The 16778-nt window shown below is 70.0% G+C and carries 17 protein-coding genes; 5 read left to right on the top strand and 12 right to left on the bottom strand.

All coding sequences use genetic code 11. From position 1 onward, the window contains the following. Positions 1–126 precede the first annotated feature (126 nt). Entirely contained in the window at positions 127–957 is an 831-nt protein-coding gene (locus Vlu01_RS26190; protein ID WP_204004497.1) for a hypothetical protein, read from the bottom strand. On the opposite strand from Vlu01_RS26190, the gene Vlu01_RS26195 reads away from it, so the two are divergent. Next, positions 941–1147: a hypothetical protein gene (locus Vlu01_RS26195; protein ID WP_204004499.1), complete on the top strand. Its 207-nt coding sequence runs from the start codon at positions 941–943 to the stop codon at positions 1145–1147. The two genes, Vlu01_RS26190 and Vlu01_RS26195, sit on opposite strands and share 17 nt — an antisense overlap. 97 nt (positions 1148–1244) lie before the next feature. Here Vlu01_RS26195 and Vlu01_RS26200 read toward each other — a convergent pair whose 3' ends face one another. From Vlu01_RS26200 to Vlu01_RS26210, 3 genes are read right to left on the bottom strand one after another with little or no spacing between them, the layout of a single operon-like run. Beyond that, on the bottom strand, positions 1245–1709 hold the full coding sequence (locus tag Vlu01_RS26200; protein ID WP_239096135.1) for a hypothetical protein: 465 nt from the start codon (positions 1707–1709) through the stop codon (positions 1245–1247). After that, positions 1702–2277: a riboflavin biosynthesis intermediates N-glycosidase gene (gene ybiA, locus Vlu01_RS26205; RefSeq protein ID WP_204004501.1), complete on the bottom strand. Its 576-nt coding sequence runs from the start codon at positions 2275–2277 to the stop codon at positions 1702–1704. The genes Vlu01_RS26200 and ybiA overlap by 8 nt, the downstream gene beginning before the upstream one ends. A 60-nt stretch (positions 2278–2337) precedes the next feature. Further along, entirely contained in the window at positions 2338–3447 is a 1110-nt protein-coding gene (locus Vlu01_RS26210) for a glycosyltransferase family 2 protein (protein ID WP_204004503.1), read from the bottom strand. Positions 3448–3688: 241 nt separating this feature from the next. Here Vlu01_RS26210 and Vlu01_RS26215 point away from each other — a divergent pair, with 241 nt between their 5' ends. Together Vlu01_RS26215 and Vlu01_RS26220 are read left to right on the top strand one after the other, a co-directional pair. Next, entirely contained in the window at positions 3689–4714 is a 1026-nt protein-coding gene (locus Vlu01_RS26215; RefSeq protein WP_204004601.1) for an iron-containing redox enzyme family protein, read from the top strand. Between the two features lie 55 nt (positions 4715–4769). Beyond that, on the top strand, positions 4770–5015 hold the full coding sequence (locus tag Vlu01_RS26220) for a CDGSH iron-sulfur domain-containing protein (RefSeq protein WP_204004505.1): 246 nt from the start codon (positions 4770–4772) through the stop codon (positions 5013–5015). A gap of 74 nt (positions 5016–5089) precedes the next feature. On the opposite strand, the gene Vlu01_RS26225 is transcribed toward Vlu01_RS26220, so the two are convergent. The 8 genes from Vlu01_RS26225 to Vlu01_RS26260 all read right to left on the bottom strand — a co-directional run bounded on the left by Vlu01_RS26225 (position 5090) and on the right by Vlu01_RS26260 (position 15340). Continuing rightward, a complete protein-coding gene (locus tag Vlu01_RS26225; protein ID WP_204004508.1) occupies positions 5090–6157 on the bottom strand; it encodes a hypothetical protein in 1068 nt (355 codons plus the stop codon). Then, positions 6154–6708, bottom strand: coding sequence for an RNA polymerase sigma factor (locus tag Vlu01_RS26230; protein ID WP_204004511.1), 555 nt, complete (start codon positions 6706–6708; stop codon positions 6154–6156). Before Vlu01_RS26230 ends, Vlu01_RS26225 begins: the two co-directional genes overlap by 4 nt. 64 nt (positions 6709–6772) lie before the next feature. Beyond that, positions 6773–9613, bottom strand: coding sequence for a DUF5682 family protein (locus Vlu01_RS26235; RefSeq protein ID WP_204004513.1), 2841 nt, complete (start codon positions 9611–9613; stop codon positions 6773–6775). Then, positions 9610–10722, bottom strand: a complete 1113-nt coding sequence (locus tag Vlu01_RS26240; protein ID WP_204004515.1) for an ATP-binding protein — start codon at positions 10720–10722, stop codon at positions 9610–9612. Before Vlu01_RS26240 ends, Vlu01_RS26235 begins: the two co-directional genes overlap by 4 nt. Before the next feature lie 14 nt (positions 10723–10736). Further along, entirely contained in the window at positions 10737–12086 is a 1350-nt protein-coding gene (locus tag Vlu01_RS26245; protein WP_204004517.1) for a VWA domain-containing protein, read from the bottom strand. Beyond that, positions 12083–13480, bottom strand: coding sequence for a hypothetical protein (locus Vlu01_RS26250; protein ID WP_204004519.1), 1398 nt, complete (start codon positions 13478–13480; stop codon positions 12083–12085). Before Vlu01_RS26250 ends, Vlu01_RS26245 begins: the two co-directional genes overlap by 4 nt. Beyond that, positions 13480–13986 carry a hypothetical protein gene (locus Vlu01_RS26255; RefSeq protein ID WP_373307518.1) on the bottom strand — a complete coding sequence of 169 codons (507 nt, stop codon included), beginning with the start codon at positions 13984–13986 and terminating at the stop codon, positions 13480–13482. Before Vlu01_RS26255 ends, Vlu01_RS26250 begins: the two co-directional genes overlap by 1 nt. A 217-nt stretch (positions 13987–14203) precedes the next feature. Further along, the gene (locus tag Vlu01_RS26260) at positions 14204–15340 is read right to left on the bottom strand and encodes a helix-turn-helix domain-containing protein (RefSeq protein ID WP_204004521.1); all 1137 of its coding nucleotides are present in this window, start codon (positions 15338–15340) and stop codon (positions 14204–14206) included. 350 nt (positions 15341–15690) lie between these two features. Here Vlu01_RS26260 and Vlu01_RS26265 point away from each other — a divergent pair, with 350 nt between their 5' ends. Then, the gene (locus Vlu01_RS26265; protein WP_204004524.1) at positions 15691–16539 is read left to right on the top strand and encodes a helix-turn-helix domain-containing protein; all 849 of its coding nucleotides are present in this window, start codon (positions 15691–15693) and stop codon (positions 16537–16539) included. Then, positions 16529–16708: a DUF397 domain-containing protein gene (locus Vlu01_RS26270; protein ID WP_204004526.1), complete on the top strand. Its 180-nt coding sequence runs from the start codon at positions 16529–16531 to the stop codon at positions 16706–16708. Before Vlu01_RS26265 ends, Vlu01_RS26270 begins: the two co-directional genes overlap by 11 nt. Positions 16709–16778 lie beyond the last annotated feature (70 nt).

Below are 16778 nucleotides of genomic sequence, written 5' to 3' on the forward strand. Positions count from 1 at the left end.
GGTCAGCCCGGCTCCGTCCCCGGTCCGGTACGACGGGCCAGCGCGGTTCGCCGAGGCCCGTCGGCCGATCGAGGAGCACTACTGATGGGCGTCCGGCCGGGACCAGCCCGGCCGGGACGCGGCACGTTAGATCCGGGACAGTATCGGCCGAGCAGAGCACTGCGCCGAGCCGATGTTCTTCAACGTCAGCACCAGCTCCCGCTCCGTTGAGCCATTGGAGTTGATGACCTGCCGGTAGTAGTGGCGAGTGACCTGCATCGTGCAGCCAAGCTCCACCGGTTCGACGTTGATGACGTGCGTGGCAGTTGTCGGGTTGGCGTTGTTCCAGACGATGCCGGTCGACGAACCAGCGCCCAGCGTACGCAGGCTGAGTCGGCTTTCGGTCGGCGCGATGCCCTTCACAACGTCGGCTGAGCAGGCGATGCTTCCGATGTTCTGCACCTCGGCGTGCAGGTAGACGGGCTGCGCCACGTCGCCTTGGGGGACCCGCTGGTACCAGGTGCGCAGCACCTTGAATCGGCAGGTGTTGGAGCTTGTGGCTCCGGCGGGAAGCAGGCCGATCAATCCCATGTCAGCAATCTGCCCGTACTGGGTGAGCTGGGTGGAGAAAGCCTTGATCTCGGAAGGTTCCATACCGCCGGTGGAAGCGATGGTGCTCCCATTGAGCGAGGAGAGGATGACGTTGGTGCCGCAGGCGATCGAGCCGACGTTCTTGATCGTGAAATGGAACTTGCGTTCTCCCGTGTTCAGCCGCTCGTACCACTCGTTGGTGACCTCGAACGCACACGCGGCCGAGGTGCTGGCCCCGGTCGGGGACAGACCGACCTTGTAGACGGCGGTGTGCGGGTTGGCGTTGTTCCAGACCCAACTCGCCGAGGCGCCGGCCGATATGGTGCCGCTGAAGAAGTTGGTCTCGGTGGCGGCGTGGGCGGGAGCCGACATGACGATCACGCTCACGGGCACGGCGAGCAGCGTGACCGCGAGCAAGCGCAGCAGCGTCGATGCTCTACGCCGGCTGGAACGTTCTGAGCCGTCAGGCATTCAGAAACCTCCGAACTACTTGATGAAAATGACACAGATCGATCTGTGTTCGGAGGGTATCGGGTGCCCGTCGGACAGCGGCAATCAGTTATCCGACATCCTCTGATGCCGGTAAATGCGCCGGTGGATCTGTCGGGCCCAGTCACGTGAGAACGATCGAATGTCGATGGACCGGTGACGATCGTTGAGCACACGACAAAACGTCAATGGCTATCCAGGTGATCGCGGCACAGTCGGCGAACCGCTGCGGCCAACTCCTGGTTGCCGCGTCCCCAGCCCTGATCCCATTCGTCCACGATGACGTGCAGGTCGGTGAACGGGCTGCGCCAGATTTCATCAAGGTCCAGGTGCCAGGAGACGAAGGCCGAGACGTGCTCGCTGACGGCTCGTTCGTCGACCTCCCCCGCGAGCAGTCGTTGCGTCAGGGTGGCGAGCCAGGCGTCCGCCGCGTCCGCCGGGGAGGGGACAGCTACGCCCACCTCGGTGAGGGCGTCGGGCAGCAGTTCGCCGATCAGTCCGGTGTCGGTGCCGTCGAGTCCGGCGAGTTCACGCAGTGCCGGCCCGTCGTGTCCGTTGGCGAGCCAGTCGGCCGCGTACCAGGGCACTCGCTCGGCGTCGACGCTGCCCAGCGCGTATTCGGCGGCAACCAGGTCCGGTGGCTTACTCATCGGTCGGCTCCTGCTCGCACAGGATCGTGCGGGTTTGCATGAGCGCGAAGCCGAGCAGGTTCAGCCCGCGCCAGCGTGCAGGGTCAGCAGCGTGCGGGTGGTCGGCGGCCAGGCCGATGCCCCAGACCCGGTCGAGCGGGCTGGCCTCCACCAGCACTCGCTCACCGGTGCCGAGCAGGTAGGTGCGCAGCGCGGAAGGCTGGCCGAACTTCGCCACACTGCCGGTCACCACGATGTCGTAGCGGTGACCTTCCCACGTCTGCTGGTCGAAGCCGGTGACCTGCCGGCCCAGCAACTTCGCTGCGTGCGGATGCGCTGCGGTCAGGATCTGGGCGGCCGTGGCGTGGTCGTCGAAGAGGGTGGCCTTACGCCACATCATGTAATGCTCGGCCGTGGCGAAGAGCTGCCCGTCGACGGTGAACGGTGCCGGCCACCACTGGCTCAGGCATCCGGGCCCGATACTGCCGTCACGCTGCGGCTGGTGGCCCCAGAAGAACAGGAACTTCACCCGGTTTCCGGTACGCATCGCGCCAGTCAGGTCGGCGACGCTGTTCACTGACGTGACCATGCGTGTGAGTGTCCGGCAGCAGTGGGTTGCGCCGCATCACCGTTACGGTGCCAATCTCGGTCACGTCAGGCGGCACTGTGGAACCGTACCGCTGGTAGCGCATTCGTACGTGGCTTCCGTGTACCCCAGGTCCAGGCCCTCGCCGGCGGACGGCGCTCGCCGCCCACCGCCGACCGGCAGTGGATCCCGCCCGGCGAGCCTGCGGTTCAGGGTCCGGACCGAGTTCGCGGCGCGGCGCAGCCGCCCGCCTGCGTAGCGGACCCCACCGCATGCGGCCTGACCGACCGCGAGCCAGCCACACACGCCGCGTTCGAGCAACCACAACGGCGCCATCCAGGCCGTGGCCGGGGGGAAGACCCGGGCACCGCCGGCCTGACGGCGACCAATCTCGGCCACCGCCACGATCCCCGCCGCAGCGGCGACCAGCAGTCCGGGCCGGCGGGCGACAAGGGCCACGGCCACCCCGGGCAGTACGTGCAGCGCCGCCAGCAACCGCATCGGCTGCGCCAACTCGTCGTAGGCCTGCCGGACCCGCTGCGAGCGGAAATGCCGGGTGGTCGGCGGCAACCGCCGCACGTACAGCCCTGCCGCTGTGACGATGGTGCCGCCAAAGGCGCGCACGGTCCGGATCAGTTCGAGGTTCTCGAAGAGCACGTCCGGGTCGTAGCCGCCCATTGCGACGAAGACGCTGCGCCGCACCGCCAGGGTTCCCGGGAAGTCCGCGCCGGTCGCCCGGTTGAGCAGGATCCGCCCGGTGTCCCAGTACGCGTGCCAGGGCAGCGGGTCGAAGTAGTTCTGCGGCCGTACCAGGTCCGCCCGACCGAGCAGGCGCTGCACAGCGCGCAGCCCGTGCTCGTCGTAGCGGACGTCGTCGTCGGCGATCACCACGTTCTCGTGCGTGGCTGCCGGCACGCCGGTCAGCACACCCCGCACCTTGCCGTTGCGCCCGCGCAACCTCGGATCCGGTGGCAGGTGCCGGACCAGCGAGCCCCAGAGCCGACGGTGGTCGGCGAAGACCTGTGGCGGCGAGCCGTCCACCACGACGACCTCCACCCGGCTGGCCAGCCACCGCAGGTAGTCGACGAGTTCCCCGGCCGGCGCCGACCGGCGAATCGGCAGCACGTACGTCATCGGCAGCGCCGGCGGCGCGGGTGATCCGGCGGCGGTCATCGCTGTTCCTGCCGGCGGTGAGTGAGAGTCCGCCACCTGGCGTCCGTAGGCGCCTGCGTCGAATGACACGCTGCCTCCTGCACGGGTGTGGGGGCTGCGTCCGTTCCCGTTGTGTCGTACCTCAAACAGGTTTGCGCAGGTCACGACCGGGGAAGGACGTCTGCGGCCCGAAAGGAGACCCGACGTGTCTGACCCCTACGGTCGCGCGGCCCTGCCCGAGCCACGTGGCCCGGTGTCGGCGATGCTCCGGGAGGCTCTCCGGCGGGCTCCGCACGACCTGCCCGCCGGCCCACCGGTGGATTTCACCGGCACCGATCCGCTGACCGACGAGGATCTGCAGCTCACCCTCTTCCTCTGCTACGAGCTGCACTACCGCGGCTGGCAGGGCGTCGAGGACGCCTGGGAATGGCAGCCGTCCCTGCTCGCCGTCCGCGCCATCGCCGAACGCCGTTTCGAGGAGGCGATCCGCCGCCTTGCCGGTTCGCAACCCACCGTTTCGCCCGACGACCTACCGGCGGCGCTGCACCGGCTCACGACGGATGACGAAGGCCCGTCGCTCGGTGAGTTCCTGCGGCGACGCGGCACGTTGCCGCAGTTCCGGGAGTTCCTCGTCCACCGGTCGGTCTACCACCTGCGGGAGGCCGACCCGCACAGCTGGGGCATACCCCGCCTCGGCGGCCCGCCGAAGGCCGCCCTCGTCGAGATCCAGATGGACGAGTACGGCAACGGTCAACCGCACCGCATGCACGCGGAGTTGTTCCGCACCACGATCGACCGGCTCGGGCTGGACAGCCGCTACGGCGCGCACCTGGACGCCGTCCCGGCGATCACCCTGGCGACGAACAACGCGATGTCGCTGTTCGGGCTGCACCGGCGGCTGCGCGGGGCGCTGGTGGGGCACCTCGCCGCCTTCGAGATGACTTCCTCGCTGCCCAACCGGCGCTACGGCGACGCGTTGCGGCGCCTCGGCGGCGACGCGGCGGCGACCCGATTCTTCGACGAACACGTCGAGGCGGATGCCGTCCACGAGCAGATCGCCGTACACGATCTCTGCGCCGGACTCGTCCGCCAGGAACCGGCCCTGACCGCCGACGTGCTGTTCGGCGCGGCGACCGTGCTCGCCCTCGACGACCTGTTCGCCCGTCATCTCCTGGGCGCCTGGGCCGCCGGCCGCAGCTCTTTGCGATCCACGGCCAGCGAATTGGTGCACCTTTCCGCCGTCGTCTCGAGCGTGCCGCGGGCCCCGGTGACCGCCAGGTCATCCTGATCCCGCGCCAGCGTCCGCGTACCGACCCGCATCCGCGTCAGCGAGGAGTCGTCCCATGACCCCATCCGATTGCCCGGAACCCGCAGCGGCGACCATCACCCCGTACCCGGACGGCCCGCTCATCGTGCGGGGTGACTTCGCCGTGATCGCGCCCGACGGCCGGCAGATCGACGCGAAGCGGCGCACCATCGCCCTGTGCCGCTGCGGCAAGTCCGCGCTGATCCCGTTCTGCGACGGCACGCACAAGGCTCTCGGCTTCCGGGTCGACACTCATCCCACGCCGGTCGAGTCCGCCGGCTAGGTTCCCGTGGTTGTCGGCCGACCACGCCGCGTCGGCCGACTTCTGGCCCGCCCTGACCAGGAACGGGCGACGGGTCAGCAGCCCAGGCTGTCCTTGTACGACTTGGGGACATCACCGTCGGCCACCTTGTCGGCGATCTCCCAAACGACCTCGGGATAGTCGCCCTCGTCGTTCATGTCGTGCAGCACTTTCCACTGGTGGCTGCTGCGCAACGCGGCTGCTGCCTGCTTGACCGCCTGTTCGTCGCCGGCGGAGTCGGCCCGGATCCACTCGGCGATCCAGTCGCAGGTGACCCTGCCGGCCACTGTGGCGCCGAACTGGTATGGGTCGTTGGCCCCGGCGTTGTCCAGTGCCGACACGTCGAAGCCCGGCGGGGACGGTATGTCGGCGAGAATCTTGGCGGCTTCCGCACGGACATCGCCCGGCGTGACGATCTCCGGCGGCAGCGCCTTGAGGAATGACTTGGCATCCACCTGAATCACGCGGGTGAGGATTGCGTCGAAGGTGGCCCGTGTCCAGTTGCCGCCGGTGCGCACCTCGACGAAGGTGCCGTCCTGCGGCTTGAGCATGGCCGCCATGTCGTTATCGCTGTAGGTGAAGATGCTGGCCGGCTGGTTCGCCACGGTGGTGACCTCCGGTTCGCTGACCTGCAGCCGGTCGTCGTAGTAGTGCTGGTACTGCTCGTCCGGGTACCAGTGCATCTGCAGGCTGCGGTCGCCGTTGGAGAACTCGATGCTGCCACTTTCCTCGGCGAACCCGTAGACGCTGGTCGCTTTCCAGCCCGGCTCATCGATCAGCAGTCGCGGATGCTCCTGAGCGGCCTTCAGGTCGAGTTCCCACCCGCCGAGCGCGGCCGTGCCCGCGCTGGGTAGGCCGGTCGGTCCGACGTACGCGTCGTCGGGTTGGGCGGACCAGAACGACGAGGCGGCCATGATTCCGGCGACGGCCGCCGCAGCGGCCGCGGCGCCGGCGAGTTGACGGACGAGGGTACGGCGCAGCGGTCTTGCCGGAACCGGGTCGAGTTTCGGGGTGGACATGATCTCCTCCAGGAGATGCTGATCCGCCCCGTCGAGGCGCTGGATGATCGCAGGTCGATAGGGATCGGCGTCCCGAACCAGGCGGTCGAGGTGCTCGTGGGTCATCTGCCCTCCTCCGGGACGGGTACGGCCAGGACACCAAGTACATGTCCGGGTGCGTCAGGGTCGTCACCGATGAGTCCGCGCAGCCGGGCCCGCGCTCGCGACAGGCGGGTCCGGGCCGCGCTCGGGCTCACCCCGACCACCTTCGCCGCCTCCCGAGGATGCAGGCCCTCCCAGACGGTGAGCAGCAACATCTCCCGGTCCGTGTCGTTCAGCCGGCGCAGCGCGGCCTGTACGGCGAGCCGTTGCGGCACCTCACTGCCCGGATCGCACGTGGAGACCGCAGTCAGGCATTGTCGAAGCCGTTCACCCAACCGCTCTCGACGGATCCCGCTGCGGTGGTGGTTCGCCAGCAGTCTGCGGGCCACCCCGTACAGCCACAGCCGGATCTCATCGTCGGCGGGCAGATCGGCGCTGCGTCGCCACGCCACCAGAAAGGTCTCCGCGACCACGTCGGCAGCGTCGTCCGGTTGCTCGACACGACGTGTCGCGTACGCGAGAAGCGCTTCGAAGTTGCCGGCGTAGACGCGCCGAAACCGGTCCTCAGGGCTCACGTCTTTGCATGTCCGGCACCGGGCTCATCGTGACACCACGGGTGACCGACGCACCTGATCATGGTCAGCTGGCCGCCCCGGCACCGGCGTCGGGCGGCAGGCCCAGCAACGTCGCGATGGCCTCGGCGGTGTCCGGGTGGGCGTGCACGAGGGCGGCGATGCTGGTTGCCGTCGCGCGATCGTCGCCGTGCTGCCAGCCACCCTCGACGCCGAGGAGCGCGGCGACCGCGTCCACCGGCTCCCGGTGGTCGGCCAACAGGGCATGGACCTGCCCGACGGGCCGGTCGGGGACGGCCGGCGCGCCAGCGGGGGCGGTACCCGACCAGGGGGGCACCCAGGAGTCCAGGGCGGCCAGCGTGCCCGGGAAGGTCCGCCCGGCCTCCCGGACCAGCAACGGCACCAACTCCGGCCCGTGCTCGCGCAGGGTGGTGACCAGGGTGGGCAGCCAGGGCAGCAGCACCGGGTCGGGGAGCTGGGCGAACGCGGTGGACATCGTCTCCACCACGAACGGCGCGAGCCCTGGCACCGGCTCCAGCGCGTGCACGAAGCCGGAAAGGTACTGCGGGAAGGCGGGCACCACCAGCGGGTTGGTCAGCAGTTCCCGGCAGCGGGTCCGCAACTCGGCCAGGGGCAGCATCCCGAGCTGGTGGTGGGCCGCCCAGAGCAGGGCGACCTTGGGCGGTGCCTGGGGATGGGACTGGGCCAACGCGAGTTCGAGCTGGGACCGGTCGCAACCCAATGACAGCGCCAGGCTCTCCATGCTGAACAGGAAGCCGAGCATCGCCCCGACCTGTCGTACGCCGGTGTCCTCGTCGACGACCGCGGTCGGCAGCAGCGTGCAGTAGTGGGCGTACCCGGTGGTCACGAACGCCCCGCACCAGGCCGGCAGCCGCGACGCCGTGGCCTGGTGGTGGGCGAGCAGCCGGCGGATGCGGCGCAGCACCTCGGGAGCGTCGTCGACGGTGCGTTCGCTGGCGAGCAGTTCGACCGCTCGGGAGCCCAACTCGTCGACCAGCCGGGGGCTGTTCAGCAACGTGATGGCGTCCTCGACCGCCGTGAGGGCGCTGACGGCGGTCGCGTCGGGACCGTGCGCCGCTCGACGTAGGCGCTGCTCCAGCACCTGTTCGATGGTCACGCCCTCATAGCCGAGTTCGATCAGCGCGCGTTGGTGGCGGCCCAACGCCAGGTCCCAGCTCTCCTGAAGGGACCGGTGGCCGAGGCGACGCTCGCCCATGATCGGACGAACCGCGCCCGGTGGCAGCAGGTGTCGCAACATCCAGAGCAGATCCGAGCAGCCGGCCAGCTCCGGGTTGCTCTGCAGGTCGAGCAGCGCTCGCTGCACGGTGCGTTTCTCCAGGTCCAGGCCGAGCGGCTGGAGCCGGTGCAGGACGTCACGGGCCAGCGGTGGCAGGGCGTCGTAGCCGACCTGGCCGACCCGGTCGCCGCCGAGCAGGATCTCGCAGAGTCGTCGCACATCCCGCCGACCCGGTACGACGTCCTTCTCGATGCAGGTCACCGCCGCGTCGGCGAAGTCGTACGGGGTCGGGCGGGCCCGGTTACGCAGCCCGGCCAACAGGATCGACGTCTCGAACACCGCGATCGCGTCGGCGGTGCTGGCCAGGTACCCGTTGCGGCGGGCCAACCGGACGATGTCCACGCACCAGCCACGCAGCTCCGCCTCGTCGAGCCCGTCGGGGGTGGGCGCCGTGGCGAGGAAGCCGGAAAGTCGATCGGCGACCGGCCCGGCCGCCCCCGTGGCCGCCTTGATACGTCCGCGTCGGATGGTCGAGCCCCGCTGACCGCTCAGCCGGTACGGTTTCAGGCCCGACGCGCTCACCGCCTTGCTCCACGCGGCAGCGGCGATCGACACCGACCCGGGCGCGAGGCCGAACTGGGCCTCGATCGCGGAGTGGCTGGACGGGATGAGTCCGTACTGCCACGCCGTCGCGGTGCGGGGGGTGATGTCGAAGTCGGGGGCGGAGGAGTCGAGGCCGAACTGTTCGACCCGGCTGGCGGCGTGGAAGGCCCCGCAGATGTAGAGACATTCCTCCGGGTCCGCGCCGGTGGCCGCCAGGTGCTGCCGGATCCTGGTCCACATGTAGCGCTCGCGGTCCTCGTCGCGGTCGTTGCGCTGCGAAGCGGAGGGACGCAGCCGCCGGAACAGACTCCCGATGAGCACCATCACCTGGCGGTAGGTGTCGTGGTCGGCGGTGGCGAGCGGACGTTCGACGTAGCTGTCCCACCACTCCGACCAGTGCCGCACCTTGCCGTGGTGCAGCAGGTACGCCTCCAGCTCGGCGAAGCCCGGCCGGAGCGCACCGATCTCCACACCGACCGCGTCACCGTGCAGCGCGGCCTGGCCCTCCGAGTCGTCGCCGGTCGGCTCGGGCGCGGACTCGTCGGCTGCTGGAGTCTCGTCGCGCGGCGACCACTGGAAGACGTGGTCGGTGGAGCGGTCCACCAGCACCAGCTCCACGCCCGGCGTCTCCAGCGCGTACGCGATCGCCTGGTATTCCGCCGACGCCTCGGTGACCGGGGCGATCACGCTCAGCGGAGCCCACGCGGCGGGAAAGCCGTCGAGTTGCGAGGCGAACGCCTGCACCGCCACCGGGAGCCGACAGTTGCGCAGTTCCGTCAGGACCGGTTGGAGATCCTCGCAGAGCTCCAGGTAGATGACCCGGGGCTGCTTCTGTCGCAGTCGGCGCACCATGGCCAGCGCGGAGGCCGGCGAGTGATGGCACACCGGGAAAATCTCCAGCCGTTCGCCCAGGGCCCGGTCGACGTCGTCGACCAGGCCGGTGAGGATGTCGGCGAGCGCGTCGGGACCGTCGGCGAACGCGGCGGCCGCGTCGGTGAGCTGCTCACGCAGCGCGCCGAACGCGCCGACGGTGGCAGGGGCGGTCATGACAGGGCGGCGATCGTCTCGCGGCCGCCATCGAGGAACTCGTTCCACTCGCCGCCGTCCTGCTTGGCCCTCGGCTCCACCACCGCGTGCAGGTACTTGTTGAGGATCGCCAGGTCCTCCGGGCTGCGCCGGGCCAGCGAGCCCACCAGCGAACCGGCCAGCGTCCCGGCCCGCAGGGTACGGTCGCCGAAGAACTGGCTGTGCAGGATGGCGTCCTCCAGGACACCGATCTGCTCGGCGGTGGACAGCGCCGACTCCAGCTTCTCGTCGTCGCTGGTGGCCGAGGCGGCAGCGGCCCGCAGGTCGGCGAAGCTCTGCAACAGGATGTCCAGCAGGGTGGGCGGCACGTCCAGCTCGACGTGGTGACGGCGGAGCAGCTCCTCGGTACGGAACCGGACGATCTCCGCCTCGCTGCGCTTGTTGGTGACCACCGGGATCCGGACGAAGTTGAACCGTCGCTTCAGTGCCGAGGACAAATCGTTGACGCCCCGGTCCCGGCTGTTGGCGGTGGCGATGATGGAGAACCCGGGCTTGGCGAAGACGATGTTGTCGTCGTTGAGTTCGGGGATGGAGACGTACTTCTCCGACAGGATGGAGATCAACGCGTCCTGCACGTCGCTGGTGGAGCGGGTCAGCTCCTCGAAGCGGCCGAGCACACCCTGCTCCATAGCCGTCATGATCGGTGAGGGGATCATCGACTCGCGGGACTGCCCCTTGGCGATGACCATGGAGACGTTCCACGAGTACTTGATGTGGTCCTCGGTGGTGCCGGCGGTGCCCTGCACGACGAGGGTGGAGTTGCGGCAGATCGCCGCGGCCAGCAGCTCGGCGAGCCAGCTCTTGCCGGTGCCCGGGTCACCGATGAGCAGCAGACCCCGATCCGAGGCCAGCGTGACGATGCTGCGCTCGACGAAGCTGCGGTCACCGAACCACTTCTGCGGGATGTCCCGATCGAGGCCGTCGGCGCGTTCCGAGCCCAGGACGAAGAGCCGGACCATACGCGGGCTCAGCCGCCACGAGTACGGCTTGACGCCGGTGTCGACCGACTCGAGGTAGTCGAGTTCGTCGGCGTACTTGACCTCTGCGGGGGCACGCAGCATGTCGGACATGAGGGGTGTCTCTCCTAGGTGAGGAAGCTCTTGAGCTCGAAGACGAGTTTGCGGATGTGGCCGGAGATGACCGGGGTGCCCAGGTCCTTGAGGCGCTGCCGGAACCACGGATTGACGCTCTGCTGGCCGGAGCTGCTGACCGAGCCGACCGGGATGAAGCGCACCCCCGACCGGTGCACCGCCTCGATGCCGTCGAAGAGCGGCTGTGACCGGTCGAACTCGTAGAAATCCGAGATCCACACCAGCACGGTGTTCCTCGGTTCGACGATCTTCGGGCGGGCCATCGCCATTGCCAGCGGCCCGTCGTTGCCGCCGCCGAGATTGGTACGCAGCAGCACCTCGAACGGGTCGTGCACCCACGGGGTCAGGTCCAGCGCCCGGGTGTCGTAGGCGATCAGGTGCACGTCGACCTTGGGCAGGCCGGCGAAGATCGACGCCAGAATGGTGCAGTTGACCATGGAGTCGACCATCGACCCGGACTGGTCCACCACCACGATCAGCCGCGACGGGGTCGTCTTGCGGGCCGTCTGCCGGTAGTAGAGCCGGTCGACGTAGAGCCGCTCGTCCTCCGGGCTCCAGTTGGTCAGGTTCTGCCAGATGGTGCGGTCCAAGTCGAGGTTGCGGAAGACCCGCTTCGGCGGCACGGACCGGTCGATCGCGCCGACAGTGGTCTGCTCCACCTGAGTACGCAGCACCTCCGCGACCTCGTCGACGAAGCGACGGATCAGGGACTTGGCGTTGGCCAGCGCCACCCCGGACAGGTTGGCCTTGTCCCGCAGCAGTTGCTCGATCAGCGACATGCTGGGGGTGAGCTGCCGGGCCAGCGCCGGATCCGCCAGCACCTCCCGCAGGTGCATCCGGTTGACCAGGTCACCTTCGATGCCGGCGAGGGTGGGGCCCAGCCCGCTGCCCGACCGGCGCAGCTCGCCGGGTGCGTGCCCGAGCGCCTGCTCGAACCAGCCCGCGTCGGACTGCCATCGGGCCAACTGGCCGGCGCTGACCGACCCCGAGCCGGTGGCGAAGACGTTGAGCAGCAGCTTCGACACCAGCGCCGCCCGGCGTACCTCGGCCTCGCCGGGCCGGTGCGGGCCGGCGTCCTCGCCGCCCTCTGCGGCCCCGGCGGTGTCGGCGAGCAGGCCGCGCAGCTCGTCGGCGAGCTGCGGGAAACGCTGGACCACGGTGTCCACCGACACCGTCGGGTCCAGCAGGATGGCGGGCAGGCCCAGGTCGTCGACCACGGCCATGCTCGCTGATTCCAGGGTGGGCTGCTCGTCCGGGTCGAAGATCCGGCCCAACAGTCGCCAGTAGAGGACCTGTCGGCGGTTGGCGGCGGCCAGGTCGCCGGGGGAGATGGAGTCGGTCATCGGCGCAGCAACCGTCCCGCCCGCTCGCGCAGCACCGCCACCGCGTCGCCCGCCTTGGCCTCGACCTTCGCCACCTTCGGGTCGGTGACACCTTCGGCCCAGTCACCGTTGTGCGCCTCGACGGGCTTGCGTTTGACGGTGGCGCGTACCGCCAGCGGCTGCACCAGCCAGCGACCGCCGTCCCAACGGAGCAGGCCGAGACAGCACGACGAGGCGGCGACCAGCGCGGGGGTGAGGGGTCCGGCTGCCGGCAGCCGGTCGACGGCGACCGGGAGCTGCTGGTCGTCCCACTCGACGGTGAGCCCGTCGTCGTCCTGCCGCGTCGTGTAGCCCTCCAACAGCACCGGTTCGGCGATCGCCGTCGGGTGCCGGTCCAGCGGCGCGGTGGCCGCCGCGATCGCCGGAGCGAGCAGCAGCCGGGCGGTGGCGAACGGGTCGGCCTGCTCACCGGCCCGAGCCTGCGCATCGAGCCACCGCAGGTCGCCGCCGTGCAGCGGCAGGTCGGTGACCGTCAACACCCGTCGTTGCGCCAGCGCGGCGAGCAGGTTCGGGTGTGCCTGCAACAGCCGCCACACCGCCGGCCCGGTGATCGTCTCGACCTTCGCGGCCGCCACCGCCGTACGGACCAGGCGGGCGGGTTGCCCGTCGGCTGGTTCGAGGACGCCGTGCACCTGCACCTGGACGGTGGTGCCGTGCTCGTGGAGGTCCACACCCAGCGGCAGCAGGCGGCCGGTGATCGTCTCGCTCTCGTCGCCCGGGACCGACCAGTTCTGGGCGAGCAGCACGGCCCGGGACCACAGATCGGCCCAGCGGCGGGCCGGGACCTGCGACATCATGGCCACCGGGAGGCTGGCCTGAAGTTCGGCGGCGAGACCGTCGAGCAGCACCGCCAGTCGGCGTAGCGCCGGCTCGGCCAGGGCCGCCTCGACCGGTGCCCCGGCGGCGGAGAGCAACTCATGGTCGACACCGCGCCAGCCGGCCACGGCCGTCTCGTGCAACCAGGCCCGGGCCGCGCCGCGCGCCGCGGACCCCTCTGCCGGTACGCCGACCGGCGCCGTCCACGATGCCCGCTCCCTCCCGAGCGCGGCGTCGAACTGGCCGAGCAGCGCGTCGTGGGCCGCGCCGAGCAGGGCCAACCGGGCACCGGCCAGGGCGGCGAGGTCCTCCTGGCTGAACGACCCGGCGGTCACCTTGCCCACCGCCTCGGCCACCCGGTCGCGCAGCGGGGTGCCGGCCACGGCGTCGGCCAGCGCCGCCAGCGCGGTGGCGGCCTCGTCACCGACCCGTGCGAAGCCACCGACCAGGGCGTCGTCGAAACCGGCGACCACCGCGTCGGCGTCGGCCAGCCCCGCCGGTACGCCCTGCCGCAACTGCGCCACCTGTGTGCTCAGCATCAGCGAACCGCCCCGGTGGCCGGGAACCAGTGCAGCTCAGGCAGCGCGGTGGTGCTGTCCGGCAGTTCGAGGTACGCCAGGTGGCGCAGGAACCGGCTGAACACCACCGCCGCCGAAGTCGGCTCGTGTCGGGTGTCCATCCGGGCCAGTAGATCGCTGCCGCTGCGCACCCCGTCAGCGACGTCGACCCGCAGGTAGCGGGCGACCCGGTCCACGCCGTACTGCAGGACGGCCTCCTCGGCGAGGGCTTCGAGATGCTTGCAGGGTGCGCCGCGCAGCCCGCCGCAGGGCCGGTTGTTGTTGGTGGAGCAGTGGTAGGCGTGGGTGCTGGCGGTCAGCGACGAGACGTAGACCCGCTCGACGTCCGAGCCGCTGGAGACCACACCCTGCAGCCGTCCGTCGGCCAACTCGACGAAGGGCACCTTCGCCAGCTTGCGCGGCCGAGCGGGCGGTGCCACCGCCAGCACGCTACGCCGCCGCCAGGCGGACCCGTCAGCGTCCGTCACCTGTGTCCTCCCCGCCCCCGTCGCGGTTTTGCCCGCGCGTGGTGAAGCCGCGCCGACCGGTGTCGGCGTCGCCATGACGGGAGGATCATGGCGGATGGCTACGACACTTCTGCGTCGCGGTCCGCGTTTCGGGACGCCCCGATCCGGGACTGCCGGCAGATGCGACGGAAGGGTCTGGCGTAGCGGGCGTGCATTGCGCCACCGGTAGCGCCCCGGATCAGCAGGTGAGGCCGAGGATGGTGGCGAGTCGCGCGACGTCGGCCGCTGCCGGGCCGCTGCGGATGATGTCGGTGAGCAGGGTACGGGCGGCCGGTCGGTGGCGGACTTCGGCGGGTGCGGTGCGGTCGGCGTCGAGCAGCACCTGTCCGGCTCGATCGTGCTGGCCGGTGTCGAGGTAGGCGCGGGCGGCGTCGATGAGGTGGGCGGCGCGGTGCTCCGGCGGGAGGCGCCGCCAGCTGTCGCTGCGGATGGTGTGAACGTGGCGGTGAAGGGCTTCGGTGGTGTCGCCGAGGTGGTGGGCGGCGAGGGCGCGGGCCACCTGGACGGCGGCCGGCCCGAAGCCGGTGTGGTGGGGGTCGGCGTCGCCGGTGTGCCGGTCGGCGAGGGCGGCGGCGTGGTCGAGCAGGTCGTGGGCGGTGGGGCGGTCGCCGTTGCCGGCGGCGGCGAGCCCGGCCTGGAGGTAGAGGGTCCCGCGTACGGTGTCGTCGTCGGCGTGATCCGCTGTCGCAAGGGCGGCGGTGTGAGCGAGGTGGTGGTGGCCGAGGGCGCGCAGGGCTTCGGCGACGGCGATGGTCGCGGTGGCGATGAGGATGGGGCCACCGGCGGCGGTCACGGCTCGGTCGGCGGCGAGCCAGCCGAGGTCGGCGTGGTCGAGTTTGACCAACACGCTGGCGGTGAGCCGGTGGGCGGAGGTGCGTAGGCCCCGGGTGCCGCTGGTCGCGTCGAGCAGGTCGGGCAGGGTGTCGAGCAGTTGCGGGTAACGGGCGTGGTGGTAGGCCATCCAGGCGTATGCGACCTGGGCGCTGACCTGCTGCGCGGTCTCGGTGCGCTCAGGGCGGTGGTGGTAGCGGGCGAGCGCGGCACGCACCCCGTCGATCCCGTCGAGGTGGGGTGTTGTCCCGGGTGGTTGGTGGGGGCCGAGCAGCATCTCCGGGTCGAGGCGGAGTACGTTGGCGATCTCGCGGATGACCGAGTAACGGTCGAGTCGGCGTACGCCGCGCTCGATCTTGTCGACCCAGCTTTTCGACTTGCCGAGCCGGTCGGCGAAGGTCTGCTGGCTCATTCCCCGATGGGCCCGAAACTCGGCCACCCGCCGCCCGAGCGGTACGGAGTTGTGGTCGCGTCGGTGGGTCATTGGCTGCCCCCTGATGGAGGCATGGTGTGGGTGGACCCGCCGCAGCGCGGACACCACCGCGACTTCACCCGGAACGCGAACAGCCCGGCCGTGCACCCCAACAGCACTCCACCGAGCGCCGTCATCACCAACTCGACACCCACACACCTCTCACCTTTCAGCGAGTCCTGCGACACCACCCCGGGATGCGGAGCGGCCATTGCGGAAACGACGCTCCGAACCCAAGCGGCTGCGTGTGGTAATCACAGTTGCGCATCACATGATGCAAAGCAAGAACCTAGGCAGGATCGGTTTGCTGGGAACGTGAGTCGGAGCAGGGGAGCGGGCGGAGACTGGGGCAGAATCAAGACATGCCTCGATTCGCGCCCGCGACGCCGCGATCTCGCCGACTCGGCCGGGAACTGCGTAAGCTCCGCGAAGCCAAGGGACTGACCGGTGAGGAGACTGCGAAGCTCGTTCGCTGCTCGACGTCGCGAATCAGCCGGATCGAATCCGGCGAGATCAAGCCTCGCGCCGGTGACGTGATGGAGCTGCTGGTCACCTACGGCGTCCGGATTGACGAAGAACCCGGCACATCGCTGCTTGAGCTCGCCCGAGACCTGCGTGAAGAGGGGTGGTGGCAGCGCCTCGGCGGCAGGTACGCCACGTACATCGCGTACGAGACCGAGGCCGCCGAGCTGAAGAACTTCGAGCCGATGCTCGTGCCCGGTCTACTCCAGACTGAGCGGTACGCCCGCGAGGTCAACATCATCGGCCGTGAGACCGACCCGGCGACCGTTGAGCAGCGGGTCGCCGCTCGGATGACCCGCCAGGAGGTGCTGCACCGGCAGCCGACCCCGCTGCGGTTGCACGCCATCCTGTCCGAGGCGTCTCTGCGGACTGAGGTGGGTGGCCCGGACGTGCTGCGCGAGCAGCTTCACCACCTGGTCAAGGTGAGCCAACTGCCCAATGTCACCATCCAGGTGCTCCGCTTCGAAGCCGGCGCGCACCTGGCGGACAGCTCCGGCTTCGCTCTGCTCACCTTCGCGCACGACGACCCGCCGCTGGGCTACATCGAAACCCTGGCTGGTGAGCTGTTCCTCGAATCGAGTCGCGACCTGGCGCGGTTGTCGGCGGCGTACGACAATTTGAGGATGCTGGCCCGATCGCCGGCCGAGTCGATGAGGTTCGTCAAGGAGTTGAGCGAGCATGGAGCGTAACGTCTGGCGCACGTCGAGCCGTTCCGGCAGCAACGGCCAGTGCGTCGAGGTCCGCGACCGAGGCACCGCCATCGACGTACGCGACTCGAAGGCCCCCACCGCCGGGACGCTGAGCTTCGACTCGGTCACCTGGGCCACCTTCATCACCGGCATCAAAGCCGGGCGGTAGCTGTTCCGGGCTGTGGCCATGTCCACCTGGCGCGGCGCTGAGCCATGACCACCAGGGAACCGCTGAACCA

Origin of the sequence: Micromonospora lutea (assembly GCF_016863535.1) — a bacterium.
GTDB lineage: Bacteria > Actinomycetota > Actinomycetes > Mycobacteriales > Micromonosporaceae > Micromonospora > Micromonospora lutea.